This is a genomic window from Halomonas sp. A40-4 (assembly GCF_015767635.1).
GTDB lineage: Bacteria > Pseudomonadota > Gammaproteobacteria > Pseudomonadales > Halomonadaceae > Vreelandella > Vreelandella janggokensis.
In genome coordinates this window covers 152,808-169,056 of the sequence record NZ_CP065230.1, presented here as the reverse complement: position 1 = coordinate 169,056, position 16,249 = coordinate 152,808, and the positions used below count along the sequence as shown (strand labels likewise).

Genomic DNA, 16,249 nt, shown 5'->3' with positions numbered 1-16,249 from the left:
GCTATAACCTCTTTACGTTAGCTAACGGTTAACCGTTTTGGTTGATGACGGCTTCAACGACGCTGGAGGGCGCCTCCTCGTACTTCGCGAACTCCATAGAGTAGCTCGCACGGCCCTGGGTTTGCGAGCGGAGATCGGTTGCATAACCGAACATCTCACCCAGCGGCACCGTTGCACGAATGATTTTACCAGACGAGGAATCATCCATGCCCTGGACCAGGCCGCGACGACGGTTCAGGTCGCCCATGACGTCACCCATAAACTCTTCGGGGGTCACGACTTCGACCTTCATCACCGGCTCCAGCAGCACGGCCTTGGCTTTCCTGGCACCTTCTTTCACTGCCATAGAAGAAGCAATCTTGAACGCAGTCTCGTTGGAGTCCACGTCGTGATAGGAGCCATCAAACAGCGTCACTTTAACGTCAATCATCGGGTAACCCGCAATGACGCCATTTTTCAGCTGCTCGTATGCCCCTTTCTCTACTGCCGGGATGTATTCCTTGGGAACCACACCACCGACGATTTCCGAGTTGAATTTGAAGAAGATTTCATCATCCCCTTCGCCTTTCTCCTCGTAGGTCAACGGCTCGATACGCATGATAACGTGACCGTATTGACCACGACCGCCAGACTGGCGTACGAACTTGCCTTCCTGCTCGACGCTGCCGCGAATCGTTTCACGGTAGGCCACCTGCGGCTTACCGATATTGGCTTCTACCTTGAACTCGCGACGCATACGGTCGACAAGAATATCGAGGTGAAGCTCGCCCATTCCCGAAATGATCGTCTGACCAGTCTCTTCGTCGGTTTTCACCTGGAAGGACGGGTCTTCCTGGGCCAATTTACCCAGAGCAACACCCATCTTTTCCTGGTCAGCCTTGGACTTCGGCTCAACCGCTACCGAGATAACCGGGTCGGGGAATTCCATACGCTCAAGCACGATCTTGTGATTGATATCACACAGGGTGTCCCCGGTGGTGACATCTTTCAGACCGATACAAGCCGCGATATCGCCCGCGCGTACTTCCTTGATTTCTTCGCGCGAATTCGAGTGCATCTGAACGATACGTCCAACACGCTCTTTCTTGCTCTTGACCGAGTTATAGACGCCATCACCAGAATTCAAAACGCCCGAGTAGACGCGAATAAACGTCAGGGTACCCACAAAGGGGTCGGTGGCAATCTTGAACGCCAAGGCAGCAAACGGCTGATTATCGTCCGCTTCACGGGTATCGATAGTACCGTCTTTATCATCAAGCTCGCCTTCGATCGCCTTGACTTCAGTCGGCGACGGCATGTACTCGATGACGCAGTCCAGCACTGCTTGAACGCCCTTGTTCTTGAAGGCGGAACCGCAGGTGATGAGGACGATTTCGTTAGCCAGGGTGCGCGCACGCAGACCTGCCTTGATCTCTTCGATGGTCAACTCACCACCTTCGAGATACTTTTCCATCAACTCATCAGAACCTTCTGCCGCGGCTTCGACCATCTGCTCGCGGTAGGTTTCTGCCGTTTCGACCAGCTCTTCGGGAATATCAACCAGGTCATAATTCATGCCCAGGTTCTCTTCGTCCCAAAGGATGCCCTTCATCTGGATCAGGTCGATGACGCCCTTGAAGTTCTCTTCCGTGCCCCAGTTGATCTGGATGGGCACGGCATTGGCACCCAGGCGCTCTTTCAACTGGTCGACGACCATGAAGTAGTCGGCACCGGTCCGGTCCATCTTGTTGACGAAGACCATGCGCGGCACTTCGTACTTGTTGGCCTGGCGCCATACTGTCTCGGTCTGCGGCTGAACGCCGGAGGAACCGCACAGTACGACAACCGCCCCATCAAGTACGCGCAGGGAACGCTCAACTTCGATGGTGAAGTCAACGTGCCCCGGTGTGTCGATGATGTTGATGCGGTGCTCAGGAAACTGCTTGCTCATGCCCTGCCAGAAACAGGTAGTCGCAGCTGAGGTGATAGTAATACCACGCTCCTGCTCCTGCTCCATCCAGTCCATGGTCGCCGCACCGTCATGCACCTCACCCACTTTGTGGGAAAGGCCGGTGTAGAACAGTACACGCTCAGTCGTCGTGGTTTTACCCGCGTCGACGTGAGCGACGATACCGATATTACGGTAACGATTTAGTGGAGTCTTGCGTGCCACGGTGGAACTCCCGTTTGTTGGCGATGCTCGTGAATCTGGAGGTGCGTTTTTTGCTTATGCCACCGCCGCCATCAATCATGATAGCGGCGGCATCTTGCAACTGACGCTCACTGATCTCGACACGGCGCAGTAGCAAAAAAGCATCCCCAGAAAACGCCGAATTTAAAAACGCTGATGCTAAAAGCGCCGATCTTAAAAACGGTAGTGCGAGAAGGCCTTGTTGGCTTCTGCCATACGATGCACGTCTTCGCGCTTCTTGACGGCAGAACCCTTGCCTTCAGCGGCATCCAGCATTTCGCCTGCAAGACGCTGAACCATCGTTTTCTCACCGCGACGACGCGCCGCGTCAACCAGCCAGCGCATGGCGAGCGCTTGGCGACGTGACGGACGAACTTCAACCGGCACCTGATAAGTCGCACCACCGACACGGCGCGACTTTACCTCGACCATCGGCTGGATAGCTTCCAGCGCCTTGTCGAAGATCTCCAGCGGCTCTTCTTTACTACGCTCGGCAACCTTGTCCAACGCACCATAAACGATGCGCTCAGCTATGGACTTCTTGCCGCTGAACATCAGGTGGTTCATGAACTTCGCCAGGCGCTCACTTCCGAACTTGGGATCCGGCAGGATTTCGCGCTTAGCTACAACTCTTCTTCTAGGCATGATAAGCCCTCAATTTAAGGATCCTTCAGGTAAACTCGGAACTCACACAAGCGATTTCGCGAAGTGCCGCCCGACCTTACTCTTATCAGACCATCATATGCGTGATAAACATCTCGTACGGACGCCGCTTACGCGACGCAGCACCGAATTAGGACTTCGGACGCTTGGTACCGTACTTGGAACGACCCTGCTTCCGATTCTGTACGCCAGAGGTGTCAAGGGCGCCGCGAACGGTGTGATAACGCACACCGGGCAAGTCCTTCACACGACCGCCACGAATCAGCACAACAGAGTGCTCCTGGAGGTTGTGACCTTCACCACCGATATAGGAAGCCACTTCGAAGCCGTTGGTAAGGCGCACACGGCAAACCTTACGCAGGGCCGAGTTGGGCTTCTTCGGGGTGGTGGTGTAAACGCGCGTACATACGCCGCGCTTTTGCGGACAAGCCTGAAGCGCGGGCACGTCACTCTTGGTGACGGGGCGCTTACGCGGCTTGCGCACTAGCTGATTAATCGTTGCCATGGTGTTTAGCTGACTCCAATGGTTGCCTGGCCTTCCAGCGGATGCGGGCGTACCCACCCCACTGTTAAAGGCTGCGCATTCTAAAGGCTGACCCTAGCCGACGTCAAGTCCTGCCGGTCGCTAAACCGACAGGACCATGATGCCAAAGGGTCAGGTCTCAATGTTAGAGCTCGTCGTCGGAATCCAATGCGGTCAACTGAGCTCCCAGCTCCTGCTCTACCTCGGTCGCCGAGGGATTGTACAGGCGCTCGACGTCTTCGCGTTTGCGGCGACGTTCCGCGTGGTGAGTCAGACCGGTACCTGCCGGAATCAGACGACCCACTACGACGTTTTCTTTCAGGCCGCGCAGATAATCGCGCTTGCCGGTTACCGCTGCTTCGGTCAATACACGGGTCGTTTCCTGGAACGATGCCGCCGAAATGAACGATTCGGTCGCCAGACTGGCCTTGGTGATACCCAGCAACAAGCGCTGATACTTGGCGGGGAATTTGCCTTCCTTCTCAAGTACTGCGTTCTGCTCCAGCACCCGCACTAGCTCTGCCTGATCGCCAGTGATGAAGTCAGAATCGCCAGAGTCGGTGATTTCCACCTTGCGCAGCATCTGACGCACAATCACTTCGATGTGCTTGTCGTCGATACCGACGCCCTGCAGGCGGTAAACATCCTGAACTTCGGCGGCGATGTACTTGGCAAGCTCGGCGACGCCCAGCAGACGCAGGATATCGTGAGGATTGCTCGGCCCGTCGGAAATCACCTCGCCTTTCTCGACGGTCTCGCCCTCAAACACGGCAATCTGGCGCCACTTGGGAATCAGCGCTTCAAACGGATCACCGGATTCCGGCGTGATCGTGAGGCGACGCTTGCCTTTGGTCTCTTTACCGAAGCTGACCACACCGCTGATCTCGGCCAGGATTGAGGGTTCTTTCGGCTTACGCGCTTCGAACAAGTCAGCCACGCGTGGCAGACCACCGGTGATGTCTTTGTTACCGGACGCCTCGACCGGAATACGGGCAACCACTTCACCCACACCGATCGCCGCACCGTCATCAACGGAAATAATCGATTTACCCGGCAGCAGGTATTGCACTGGGGTATTCGCCCCGGAGACCGAAACGTACTCGCCAGCGGTATCCTTGAGCATGACCATCGGGCGCTTGTCACGACCGGCCATGGGACGTGCCGCAGCTTCGATAACCTCGATGGACGACAGGCCCGTCATCTCGTCGACGGTACGGTGCATGGTGACACCCTCGTCGAGATCGATGAACTGCGCCTTACCTTCCACTTCGGCAACGATCGGGTGAGTGTGCGGATCCCACTTGGCGACCGTTGCACCGGCATCGACGACATCGCCGTCACGCACGGAAAGCTCTGCACCGTAGGGTAGCTTGTAGTACTCACGCTCGCGACCATGGTCGTCAGCAACGGCCAGGGCGCTGGAGCGGGATACCACGACCAGCTTGCCGTCGGCACGCTCAACGTGCTTGATGTTGTGCAGGCGCACCTTGCCGCCGTGCTTGACCTGGACGCTGTCCACTGCCGATGTCCGCGAAGCCGCACCACCGATGTGGAAGGTCCGCATGGTCAGCTGGGTACCCGGTTCACCGATGGACTGAGCGGCGATGACGCCGACAGATTCACCGATGTTGACCTGATGACCGCGAGCCAGGTCACGACCGTAGCAGGCAGAGCACACGCCATGCGGCGTATCACAGGTAATCGTCGAACGAACGATAATTTCGTCAACGCCCATGGTGTCCAGCGACGCGCACCATTTTTCATCGAGCAGCGTACCGCGCGGGATAAGGACTTCATCCGTTCCAGGATCGACTACGTCCTGAGCTACCACTCGACCCAACACACGCTGGGACAACGGTACGATGATGTCGCCGCCTTCGATGATCGGGTGCAACGTCAGGCCGTTTTCGGTACCGCAATCGGACTCGGTAATCACCAGATCCTGTGCGACATCGACCAGACGACGGGTCAGGTAACCGGAGTTGGCCGTCTTCAGGGCCGTATCCGCGAGACCTTTCCGCGCGCCGTGGGTCGAGATGAAGTACTGCAGTACGTTCAGGCCTTCACGGAAATTGGCGACGATCGGTGTTTCGATGATCGAGCCGTCCGGCTTGGCCATCAGACCACGCATACCCGCCAGCTGGCGGATCTGGGCGGCGGAGCCACGTGCGCCGGAGTCGGCCATGATGAAGACGCTGTTGAACGAATCCTGTTCGACTTCGTTGCCATCGCGATCAACCACCGTCTCTTTCGAGATACCGGTCATCATCGCCTTGGCGACTTTGTCATTGGCCTTGGACCAGATGTCGATAACCTTGTTGTACTTCTCGCCCGCTGTTACCAGGCCAGAAGAGAACTGGTCTTCGATTTCCTTAACTTCCGCCTCGGCAGCGTCGACAATTTCTGTCTTCGCTTCGGGAATGACAAAGTCGTTGACGCCGATAGAGGCCCCGGACATCGTCGCCAGACGGAAGCCGGTATACATCAACTGGTCAGCGAAGATGACGGTCGGCTTGAGGCCGGCGCGACGGTACACTTCATTGATCAGGCTGGAGATCGCCTTTTTCTTCATCGGCTGATCGATCAGCTCGAACGGCACCCCTTCCGGCAGGATGCGGAACAGCAGTGCCCGACCCACCGTGGTGTCGTAGATACGGCGGTGATGAGAACGATCCCCGGTCTCTTCGTCAACATCCACTTCGTCCAGGCGCACTTTCACCCGCGCGTGCAGCGATACCGTCTGGGTACCGAAGGCGCGCTCGACCTCATCGAGGCCGGAAAAGATCATGCCTTCGCCTTTATCGTTGATTCTTTCCCGGGTCATGTAGTAAAGACCCAGAACAACGTCCTGCGACGGCACAATGATCGGCTCGCCGTTGGCGGGCGACAGCACGTTGTTGGTCGCCATCATCAATGCACGGGCTTCGAGTTGGGCTTCCAGGGTCAGCGGTACGTGTACCGCCATCTGGTCACCATCAAAGTCGGCATTGTAGGCAGCACACACCAGCGGGTGCAGCTGGATGGCCTTACCTTCGATCAGCAGCGGTTCAAACGCCTGGATACCCAGACGGTGCAGCGTCGGTGCGCGGTTAAGCATGACCGGATGCTCGCGGATAACGTCGGCGAGGATATCCCACACTTCCGGCAGTTCGCGCTCGACCATCTTCTTGGCCGCTTTGATCGTTGACGCGTAGTCAAGCGACTGAAGCTTGGAGTAGATAAACGGCTTGAACAGCTCCAATGCCATCTTCTTGGGCAGACCGCACTGGTGCAGACGCAGCGTCGGACCCACGGTAATCACCGAACGGCCCGAGTAGTCGACGCGCTTACCCAGCAGGTTCTGGCGGAAACGGCCTTGCTTGCCTTTGATCATGTCGGCGAGCGATTTCAGCGGACGCTTGTTGGTACCGGTAATCGCACGGCCGCGGCGGCCGTTATCCAACAATGCATCGACCGCTTCCTGGAGCATGCGCTTCTCGTTGCGCACGATGATGTCCGGCGCATTGAGATCGAGCAGCCGCTTGAGGCGGTTGTTACGGTTGATCACTCGACGGTAAAGGTCGTTGAGATCCGAGGTCGCGAAGCGGCCACCGTCGAGCGGCACCAACGGACGCAAGTCCGGCGGCAGCACGGGCAGCACTTCCATGACCATCCACGCCGGCGCGTTGCCGGAGTGGTAGAAGGCTTCCAGCAACTTCAGACGCTTGGAGAGCTTCTTGATCTTGGTTTCAGAGTTGGTCTGCGGAATTTCTTCGCGCAGATGATTGATCTCTTCTTCCAGATCGATGTCCTTGAGCAGCTCCTGGACGGCTTCGGCACCCATACGGGCATCGAAATCGTCGCCGAACTCTTCCAGCGCTTCGAAATACTGCTCGTCGTTCAGCAGCTGACCGCGCTCCAGCGTGGTCATGCCCGGATCGATGACGACAAAGCTTTCAAAGTACAGCACGCGCTCGATATCACGCAGGGTCATATCGAGGAACATGCCGATGCGCGACGGCAGTGATTTCAGGAACCAGATGTGAGCCACCGGGGAGGCGAGCTCAATGTGCCCCATACGCTCACGACGCACGGCGGCCTTGGTCACTTCAACACCGCACTTCTCGCAGATAATACCGCGGTGCTTCATGCGCTTATACTTGCCGCACAGACACTCGTAGTCCTTGACCGGGCCGAAGATCTTGGCGCAGAACAGACCATCCCGCTCCGGCTTGAAGGTCCGGTAGTTGATGGTCTCGGGCTTCTTCACCTCGCCGAAAGACCAGGAGCGAATCATGTCCGGCGACGCCAGGGTAATCTTGATCGCGTCAAACTCTTCGGACTGAGATTGCGATTTGAGTACTTTCACCAAATCTTTCATGGGACGGCTCCTAGCTCTCTAACTCGATATCGATGCCCAGCGAGCGGATTTCCTTCACGAGTACGTTGAAGGATTCCGGCATGCCTGCCTGCATGGTGTGGTCGCCATCCACGATGTTCTTATACATCTTGGTGCGTCCTTCGACGTCGTCCGATTTGACGGTGAGCATCTCTTGCAGCGTGTAGGCCGCGCCATAAGCTTCCAGCGCCCACACTTCCATCTCACCAAAGCGCTGACCACCGAACTGCGCTTTACCGCCCAGCGGCTGCTGGGTGACGAGCGAGTAAGAACCGGTAGAACGCGCATGCATCTTATCGTCGACCAAGTGGTTCAGCTTGAGCATGTACATGTAGCCAACGGTAACAGGGCGGTCAAAGGCATCACCGCTACGTCCGTCGTACAATATCATCTGACCCGACTCGGGAATGTCCGCCAGCTTGAGCAGGTGCTTGATTTCGTGCTCTTGAGCACCGTCAAACACCGGCGTTGCCATGGGCACGCCCGCCTTGAGGTTTTTCGCCAGCGCAATGACTTCGTCATCACTCAGCGAATCGATGTCTTCGACCCGCGTGCCTGGCGTGTTGTATACCTGCCCCAGGAAGTCGCGGATCTCGGCCACTTGCTGTTCACGGGCATCGCGCAACATGGCTTCGATCTTGACGCCTAGACCACGCGCCGCCATGCCCAGGTGGGTTTCGAGAATCTGACCCACGTTCATCCGCGACGGTACACCCAAGGGGTTCAGCACTACGTCAACCGGCTCGCCTTGCTCGTCGAACGGCATGTCTTCGATGGGCATGATCGCCGAGATAACACCCTTGTTACCGTGGCGGCCAGCCATCTTGTCGCCCGGCTGAATGCGGCGCTTGACGGCCATGTAAACCTTGACGATCTTGAGCACGCCCGGTGCAAGATCATCGCCCTGGGTCAGCTTGCGCTTCTTGTCTTCAAAGCGCTCGTCCATTTCTTTGCGGCGATTTTCCAGCTGCTCATCGGCCTGGGCCAGCAGCTCGTTAACGCTCTCATCCTGCATGCGTAACTTGAACCACTGCTGACGCGGCAGCTCGTCAAGGTACGCCGCATCAAGGGTATCGCCTTTCTTGAGGTTCGGGCCACCGTTAACCACCTGGCCTTCCAGGGTCCGCTTGAGACGCTCGAAGGTTGCGTCTTCAGCGATACGATAGGTTTCCTGCAGATCCTTACGTACCTCATCCAGCTGCATTTGCTCGATCGCAAGCGCCCTGGAGTCTTTCTCGACGCCGTCACGGGTAAACACCTGAACGTCGATAACGGTGCCTTTCATGCCGGTGGGGGCACGTAGCGAGGTGTCTTTTACGTCAGACGCTTTCTCGCCGAAGATGGCACGTAGCAGCTTTTCTTCCGGCGTCAGCTGGGTTTCGCCTTTGGGCGTTACCTTACCGACCAGGATGTCGCCCGGGCCCACTTCGGCACCAATGTAGACAACACCGGCATCGTCCAGTTTGCCAAGCGCCGACTCACCGACGTTGGGGATATCCGACGTAATCTCTTCCGGGCCCAACTTGGTGTCGCGCGATACGCTGGTCAGTTCCTGGATGTGAATGGTGGTGAAACGGTCTTCTTGGGCCGCCCGCTCGGAAAGCAGGATGGAATCCTCGAAGTTGTAGCCGTTCCAGGGCATGAAAGCGATGCGCATGTTCTGACCCAGCGCCAGATCGCCCATGTCCACCGACGGGCCGTCGGCGAGGATATCGCCACGCGCCACGTCGTCACCAGGCCGCACGATGGGGCGCTGGTTCATGCAGGTATTCTGGTTCGAGCGGGTGTACTTGGTCAGGTTGTAGATATCGACCCCGGCTTCGCCGCCGATGATCTCGTCTTCATTGACCCTTACTACCACACGACGTGCATCAACGGAATCAATCACCCCGCCACGACGAGCTACGGCACAGACACCGGAGTCACGGGCAACGAAGCGCTCCATGCCGGTACCCACCAGTGGCTTCTCGGCACGCAGTGTAGGCACCGCCTGACGCTGCATGTTGGAACCCATCAAGGCACGGTTGGCATCATCGTGCTCAAGGAACGGAATCAATGCCGCTGCCACCGATACCACCTGGCGCGGCGAGACATCCATCAGCGTGACCTGCTCAGGGCGCATGAAGGTGGTTTCGCCCTTGTGACGGGCCTGCACCAGATCGTCGCTCAGCTTGCCGGACTCATCCACGGCCGCTGATGCCTGGGCAATAACATAGTCACCTTCTTCGATTGCCGAGAGGTGAACAATATCGTCGGTCAACTGACGGTTCACTACCTTGCGATAAGGCGTTTCCAGGAAACCGTAGCTGTTGGTGTGGCTGTAGGTGGCCAGCGAGTTGATCAGGCCGATGTTCGGGCCTTCCGGCGTTTCGATCGGGCACAGGCGACCATAGTGCGTGGCGTGTACGTCGCGCACTTCGAAGCCGGCACGCTCACGGGTCAAACCACCCGGGCCGAGCGCTGAAACACGGCGCTTGTGAGTCACCTCCGAAAGCGGGTTGTTCTGGTCCATGAACTGCGAAAGCTGGCTAGAGCCAAAGAACTCTTTCACCGCCGCTGCCACCGGCTTGGCGTTGATCAGGTCTTGCGGCATCAGGCCTTCACTTTCCGCCATGGAAAGACGCTCTTTCACCGCGCGCTCAACGCGCACCAGACCGACACGGAACTGGTTTTCGGCCATTTCGCCAACGCAGCGAATACGGCGGTTACCCAGGTGATCGATATCGTCAACGTCGCCAAAGCCGTTGCGGATGTTGATCAGCTCACGAAGGACGTCGAGGATGTCTTTACGATCCAGGATGCCGGAACCGGTATCGCCTTCGTTGCGTAAGCGACGATTGAACTTCATGCGACCCACGCCCGACAGGTCGTAGCGGTCCTCAGTGAAGAACAGATTGTGGAACAGCGTCTCGGCGGCTTCCTTGGTAGGCGGCTCACCGGGGCGCATCATGCGGTAGATTTCCACCAGCGCTTCCAACTGCGACCCTGTAGTGTCCAGTTTCAGCGTGTCGGAAATAAACGAACCACAGTCCAGGTCGTTGGTATACAGCGTTTCAATCCGCTTGATACCGCCCTTGGCCATGGCTTCCAGCACGTCCGGGGTAATTTCGGTATTACACGGGCAGATCAGCTCGCCAGTCTTGCTGTCGATCTGGTCCTTGGCCAGGGTTTTGCCGAACAGGTACTCCATCGGCACATCCAGCCGCTCAAGCCCGGCTTTTTCGAGCTGGCGGATATGCTTCTGGGTAATCCGGCGACCTTCTTCAACGATGGTCTCTCCGTTGCCATCCTTGATATCGAAGGTGGCCGTTTCGCCGCGCAGACGCGACGGCACCAGTTCCACTGAAAAACCAGACTTTTCAACGTGGAAAACGCTGGTTTCAAAGAATTCGTCGAGAATCTCTTCCGCACTCATGCCCAGCGCACGCATCAACACCGTGGCCGGCAGTTTACGGCGGCGGTCAATACGCACAAAGACGTTGTCTTTGGGATCGAATTCGAAGTCCAGCCAGGAACCACGGTAAGGAATCACTCGGGCGGAATAGAGCAACTTACCGGATGAGTGACTCTTGCCTTTGTCGTGATCGAAGAAAACACCGGGTGAGCGGTGGAGCTGGGACACAATGACCCGCTCGGTACCGTTGATCACAAAAGTACCGTTCTCCGTCATCAGGGGGATTTCCCCCATGTAGACTTCTTGCTCTTTGATATCTTTGATTGCTTTATTCGAGGAATCGCGATCATAAATGATCAAGCGAACCTTGACGCGCAGCGGTGCGGAATACGTGACTCCGCGCAGCTGGCACTCCTTAACATCGAACGCCGGCGTACCGAACCGGTAGCTGACATACTCAAGCGCCGCATTACCGGAGAAGCTCTCAATCGGAAACACGGACTTGAACGCCGCGTGCAGGCCGATCTCGTGCCGCTCGTCGGGCGAACGATCTTGCTGGAGGAAGTCGTAATAGGAATCAAGCTGGATGGCCAGCAAGTAAGGCACATCCATCACTTGTGGCAGTTTGCCGAAATCCTTGCGGATGCGTTTTTTCTCAGTATATGAGTAAGCCATCTGTATTCCCCAGCTTGTTCACCATGGGTGACCGATGCGTGGTCATCTGCCCTGCGGCCGTGTCAGACGCGAACAGCAAGCTCCTGATCGGGTAGCTCGCCGTCGAAAATCTTGATCGATAACAGTCTTGCGATAACCGTACTACAACGATTCTGCTTCACCGTTCAGTTACAACAGAAAAAGGCCGGCAGCGGGAGTTCCCGCCGCCAGCCGTGGAAGCTTACGCAGCGCGTAAAGCCATCGGCACAAGAATTACTTGAGCTCGACGCTTGCGCCCGCTTCTTCCAGCTTCGTCTTAGCTGTTTCAGCGTCTTCCTTGGCCATGCCTTCTTTGATGGTCGCCGGTGCGCCGTCAACGGCACCCTTAGCTTCCTTAAGGCCAAGACCGGTGATCTCACGTACCGCTTTGATGACGTTAACTTTCTTGTCACCAGCAGAGGTCAGCACCAGGTCAAATTCGGTCTGCTCTTCTTCAACAGCCGCTTCGCCGCCACCAGGGCCAGCCACAACAGCTGCCGCGGCAGTAACGCCGAATTTTTCTTCCATTGCTTCGATCAGCTCGACAACTTCCATGACGGACATGTCGGCTACAGCATTGATGATATCGTCTTTGGTCAGTGCCATTGTTTCATTCCTAACTTTGCGGGAGTCTCGGTTTGCCGACGACTCGGGATTCATTGCTCGGTTCAAGCAGCCTCAGGTTGCGCAGAAAAAGCGTTTAAGCCGCTTCTTCTTTCTGGTCGCGCAGGGCAGCCAGTGTGCGAACCAGCTTGCCAGCGGAGGCTTCTTTCATTACCGACATCAGCTTGGCAATTGCTTCATCGTAAGTCGGCAGGGTTGCCAGACGGTCGATGTCAGCAGCCGGAATCAGCTCACCTTCGTAGGCCAGCGCTTTGACTTCGAAGTCTTTGTCGTCTTTGGCAAACTCTTTGAACAAACGAGCGGCAGCGCCCGGATGATCAGTCGAGAAGGCCAACAGAGTTGGACCCACGAAGCTCTCGGTCAGGCATTCCCACTGGGTGCCTTCGAGGGCGCGACGCGCCAGGGTGTTGCGGACAACACGCAGCTGGACGCCATTCTCACGTGCCTGCTTACGCAGATCGGTCATCTTGCTGACCGTCACACCGCGAGAATCGGCAACTACGACGGAGAGTGCGTCCTTGGCCGCTTCACTGACCTCGGCAACAATCGCTTTCTTGCCTTCAAGTGCTAGTGGCACAGTGATCACTCCTTCGTGCCGAAACCTGTTATAAGTCTCGGTGGTTACCATCTCTTCCAGGTGATCAGTCGATCAACGCTGGAAGCCTTAGGGATGGTGCTCACCAGAAAGCGGTTAGCTAAAAAGCGTTACCAACTGGCGGCCACACCATCTGCGCAGGCGCTTTGAGCAATTAAGCCACACTTTTCAGCATCTACTGCATACATCCAAAGTGCGGCACCTGCGGTCTTTGACGGTGCCCCGGCATGACCGAGGGACCGCAAAGTTATTGCTCGGTTGTTGCTAAAACCTCACGAACACCCGCTTATACGTAAGCAGAATGATCGATAGTCAAACCCGGGCCCATGGTAGTAGACAGGGTGACTTTCTTAAAGTAGATACCTTTCGACGTACTCGGCTTGAGACGCTTCAGGTCAGCGACAAGCGCTTCAACGTTGCCGTTGATAGACGCCGCATCGAAGTCCACTTTACCAACTGTCGTGTGGATGATGCCGTTCTTGTCGGTACGGAAGCGCACCTGACCCGCCTTGGCATTTTTAACCGCCGTCGCCACATCGGGCGTAACGGTGCCAACTTTCGGGTTAGGCATCAGGCCGCGCGGCCCCAGAATCTGGCCCAGCTGACCAACAACGCGCATGGCGTCCGGAGAGGCGATAACGACGTCAAAATCCATCACGCCTTTCTTGACCTGTTCGGCCAGATCGTCCATGCCCACAATGTCGGCGCCTGCTTCTTTAGCGGCATCGGCATTGGCACCCTGGGTAAAGACCGCAACGCGCACATCTTTGCCGGTGCCGTTAGGCATGACAGTAGCGCCACGCACCACCTGGTCTGATTTACGCGGGTCAACACCCAGGTTGATCGCCACGTCGACAGACTCCTTGAACTTGACCGTCGACAGCTCGGAGAGAAGAGCGACAGCTTCTTCAAGGGAATAGACCTTGTTGGTGTCGACCTTTTCACGAATCTGCTTGGCACGCTTGGTAAGTTTCGCCATGATTAGAGACCCTCCACGTTGAGGCCCATGCTGCGGGCACTACCCGCGATGGTGCGGACCGCTGCGTCCATGTCAGCCGCTGTCAAATCCGGCTCTTTGGTTGTGGCGATCTCTTCAAGCTGTTCGCGTGTCACCGTGCCGACCTTCTTCTTGTTCGGCTCGCCTGAACCCGACTTGATGCCGGCTGCTTTCTTCAGCAGCACAGCCGCCGGCGGCGTCTTGGTGATGAACGAGAAGCTGCGGTCAGAGTAGACCGTAATCACGACAGGCGTCGGCAGACCAGGCTCGATATCCTGAGTCTCTGCGTTGAACGCCTTACAGAATTCCATGATGTTCACGCCGTGCTGACCCAGTGCCGGGCCGACGGGCGGACTTGGATTGGCTTTACCTGCAGCAACCTGCAGCTTGATGTAAGCCTGTACTTTCTTGGCCATCGTTTTACTCCAGTTGGGTGATAACGCCTTTCGGCTCCCCGGTAACAGCCAGATGACGACATCGTCACCTGACACGAATCAAATCAAAACATGGCGCAGCACGAACGACTGACGGGACACACCCGCCAGGGTATCGACTGCTATTCTTTCTCTACCTGCGCGAACTCGAGTTCGACAGGCGTTGCACGCCCGAAGATCAGCACACTGACCTGCAGACGGCTCTTCTCGTAATTGACCTCTTCCACAACGCCGTTGAAATCAGCAAAGGGACCGTCAACCACACGAACAGACTGGCCCGGTTCAAACATGTGCTTGGGCCGCGGCCTGTCGGTGCCGTCTTTGACACGACGCAGAATGGCATCAGCCTCCCGCGTGGTAATGGGCGCTGGCTTTTCCTTGGTACCGCCAATAAACCCCATTACACGGGGCGTTTCGTTTACCAGGTGCCAGGTATCGTCGGCCATTTCCATTTCGACAAGCACATAGCCGGGGTAGAACTTGCGCTCGCTCTTGCGACGCTTACCGTCACGCATTTCAACGACTTCTTCAGTCGGCACCAGAATCTCGCCAAAACGATCTTCCACGCCGTACATCTTGACGCGCTCAATCAAGGAGCGCATCACGTGCTTTTCAAAGCCGGAATAGGCGTGAACGACGTACCAACGTTTGGACATGCAAGCTCCTAACCAATAACGCCGGACATCGCCCAGCCAAGAAGAGTGTCAATCAACCAGAGCATCAACCCAACCACCAGCACAGCAACAAGCACAATCGCCGTGGTTTGAATGGTTTCAGGGCGAGTTGGCCATACAACGCGCTGAATCTCTTTCTTAGCGCTTATTGCCAGCTCTACCAACTCACGCCCCTTGGTCGTGGTAAGTGCCAGCAGACCAGCTGCGACACACAACACCACGACGCCCAGCACGCGGTAGATCAGGCCAATATCGGCAAAATAGGTATTACCTACAACGGCAACGACAAGCAACGCAATGACTGCAGCCCACTTGAGCCCGTCATGGCGCGACTGTTGCACCTCAGCGCCATGTTTTACAGAACTCGGCTTCATAAAAACGAGACTCCTCAGGGTGCAGCAAGCGACAAAGGAATTCTTGAAAAAGACATACCAATCTGGGGAAGATTGGCAGGCCAGGAGGGAATCGAACCCCCAACCTGCGGTTTTGGAGACCGCTGCTCTGCCAATTGAGCTACTGGCCTGTATCAATATTTACGTAGACAAGCTCTCCAGCCTACGCAACAGCGGGCGTCATAATAGCGGACAAAAAGCCGCTTGACAACCCTTGCTCACGCCAACCACTTTCATCAAGCAACTGGCGGCAGCGACAAAAAAAGCGAGCATCGCTCGCTTTTTTGAATATGGAGCTCATGGACGGATTTGAACCGTCGACCTCACCCTTACCAAGGGTGTGCTCTACCCCTGAGCTACATGAGCCAAGTACCTATACAACTCAGTACCTAACTGGAGCGGGCGGCGGGAATCGAACCCGCACCATCAGCTTGGAAGGCTGAGGTTCTACCATTGAACTACGCCCGCGCAACTTGCTTCAGAATGATCATCCGCAGCGCGCCTAGTCGTAATATTGCCCGCTTCCGGCTTTCATTCTACGGCATCGACACTTGTCGCTGACGCTTGAAACTGGTGGAGAGGGAAGGATTCGAACCTTCGAAGCTTTCGCGGCAGATTTACAGTCTGCTCCCTTTGGCCACTCGGGAACCTCTCCAACTAAGGCGGCACATTATGCCAAGCTCCAAAGCCGTGTCAAGCTCACTTTGACCTT

The 16,249-nt window shown here is 56.6% G+C and carries 12 protein-coding genes and 4 tRNA genes; 1 reads left to right on the top strand and 15 read right to left on the bottom strand.

Annotated features, from left to right (window positions below; translation table 11 throughout):
- Positions 1–28 precede the first annotated feature (28 nt).
- Entirely contained in the window at positions 29–2,152 is a 2,124-nt protein-coding gene (fusA, locus tag IT895_RS00765; RefSeq protein WP_085917613.1) for an elongation factor G, read from the bottom strand.
- Between the two features lies 1 nt (position 2,153).
- On the opposite strand from fusA, the gene IT895_RS19485 reads away from it, so the two are divergent.
- Entirely contained in the window at positions 2,154–2,285 is a 132-nt protein-coding gene (locus IT895_RS19485; protein ID WP_267905858.1) for a hypothetical protein, read from the top strand.
- Positions 2,286–2,344: 59 nt separating this feature from the next.
- Here IT895_RS19485 and rpsG read toward each other — a convergent pair whose 3' ends face one another.
- The 14 genes from rpsG to IT895_RS00695 all read right to left on the bottom strand — a co-directional run bounded on the left by rpsG (position 2,345) and on the right by IT895_RS00695 (position 16,192).
- Positions 2,345–2,815, bottom strand: a complete 471-nt coding sequence (gene rpsG, locus IT895_RS00760) for a 30S ribosomal protein S7 (RefSeq protein ID WP_027337504.1) — start codon at positions 2,813–2,815, stop codon at positions 2,345–2,347.
- Positions 2,816–2,963: 148 nt separating this feature from the next.
- Entirely contained in the window at positions 2,964–3,338 is a 375-nt protein-coding gene (gene rpsL, locus IT895_RS00755; protein WP_066318585.1) for a 30S ribosomal protein S12, read from the bottom strand.
- Positions 3,339–3,501: 163 nt separating this feature from the next.
- A complete protein-coding gene (rpoC, locus tag IT895_RS00750; RefSeq protein WP_085917612.1) occupies positions 3,502–7,716 on the bottom strand; it encodes a DNA-directed RNA polymerase subunit beta' in 4,215 nt (1,404 codons plus the stop codon).
- Positions 7,717–7,726: 10 nt separating this feature from the next.
- Positions 7,727–11,803: a DNA-directed RNA polymerase subunit beta gene (gene rpoB / locus IT895_RS00745; RefSeq protein ID WP_199284442.1), complete on the bottom strand. Its 4,077-nt coding sequence runs from the start codon at positions 11,801–11,803 to the stop codon at positions 7,727–7,729.
- Between the two features lie 252 nt (positions 11,804–12,055).
- Positions 12,056–12,427 carry a 50S ribosomal protein L7/L12 gene (rplL, locus tag IT895_RS00740; RefSeq protein WP_066318605.1) on the bottom strand — a complete coding sequence of 124 codons (372 nt, stop codon included), beginning with the start codon at positions 12,425–12,427 and terminating at the stop codon, positions 12,056–12,058.
- Positions 12,428–12,521: 94 nt separating this feature from the next.
- Positions 12,522–13,022, bottom strand: a complete 501-nt coding sequence (gene rplJ, locus IT895_RS00735) for a 50S ribosomal protein L10 (protein ID WP_066318608.1) — start codon at positions 13,020–13,022, stop codon at positions 12,522–12,524.
- Between the two features lie 304 nt (positions 13,023–13,326).
- On the bottom strand, positions 13,327–14,019 hold the full coding sequence (gene rplA / locus IT895_RS00730; protein ID WP_066318611.1) for a 50S ribosomal protein L1: 693 nt from the start codon (positions 14,017–14,019) through the stop codon (positions 13,327–13,329).
- A 2-nt stretch (positions 14,020–14,021) separates the two neighbouring features.
- A complete protein-coding gene (gene rplK / locus IT895_RS00725) occupies positions 14,022–14,453 on the bottom strand; it encodes a 50S ribosomal protein L11 (RefSeq protein ID WP_085917609.1) in 432 nt (143 codons plus the stop codon).
- 140 nt (positions 14,454–14,593) lie between these two features.
- Positions 14,594–15,127 carry a transcription termination/antitermination protein NusG gene (nusG, locus tag IT895_RS00720; protein WP_066318615.1) on the bottom strand — a complete coding sequence of 178 codons (534 nt, stop codon included), beginning with the start codon at positions 15,125–15,127 and terminating at the stop codon, positions 14,594–14,596.
- Positions 15,128–15,135: 8 nt separating this feature from the next.
- Positions 15,136–15,519, bottom strand: coding sequence for a preprotein translocase subunit SecE (secE, locus tag IT895_RS00715; RefSeq protein WP_085917608.1), 384 nt, complete (start codon positions 15,517–15,519; stop codon positions 15,136–15,138).
- Between the two features lie 73 nt (positions 15,520–15,592).
- Positions 15,593–15,668 (bottom strand) — tRNA-Trp (locus IT895_RS00710).
- Between the two features lie 160 nt (positions 15,669–15,828).
- A tRNA-Thr gene (locus IT895_RS00705) sits at positions 15,829–15,903 on the bottom strand.
- Positions 15,904–15,931: 28 nt separating this feature from the next.
- A tRNA-Gly gene (locus IT895_RS00700) sits at positions 15,932–16,005 on the bottom strand.
- A 103-nt stretch (positions 16,006–16,108) separates the two neighbouring features.
- A tRNA-Tyr gene (locus tag IT895_RS00695) sits at positions 16,109–16,192 on the bottom strand.
- Positions 16,193–16,249 lie beyond the last annotated feature (57 nt).

Excerpts from the sequence above, each read along its gene's own strand:
- rplA (WP_066318611.1), bottom strand. The coding sequence starts at position 14,019 with ATGGCGAAACTTACCAAGCGTGCCAAGCAGATTCGTGAAAAGGTCGAC.
- rplK (WP_085917609.1), bottom strand. The coding sequence starts at position 14,453 with ATGGCCAAGAAAGTACAGGCTTACATCAAGCTGCAGGTTGCTGCAGGT.
- rpsG (WP_027337504.1), bottom strand. The coding sequence starts at position 2,815 with ATGCCTAGAAGAAGAGTTGTAGCTAAGCGCGAAATCCTGCCGGATCCC.
- rplL (WP_066318605.1), bottom strand. The coding sequence starts at position 12,427 with ATGGCACTGACCAAAGACGATATCATCAATGCTGTAGCCGACATGTCC.
- rpoC (WP_085917612.1), bottom strand. The coding sequence starts at position 7,716 with ATGAAAGATTTGGTGAAAGTACTCAAATCGCAATCTCAGTCCGAAGAG.
- nusG (WP_066318615.1), bottom strand. The coding sequence starts at position 15,127 with ATGTCCAAACGTTGGTACGTCGTTCACGCCTATTCCGGCTTTGAAAAG.
- secE (WP_085917608.1), bottom strand. The coding sequence starts at position 15,519 with ATGAAGCCGAGTTCTGTAAAACATGGCGCTGAGGTGCAACAGTCGCGC.
- rpoB (WP_199284442.1), bottom strand. The coding sequence starts at position 11,803 with ATGGCTTACTCATATACTGAGAAAAAACGCATCCGCAAGGATTTCGGC.
- rpsL (WP_066318585.1), bottom strand. The coding sequence starts at position 3,338 with ATGGCAACGATTAATCAGCTAGTGCGCAAGCCGCGTAAGCGCCCCGTC.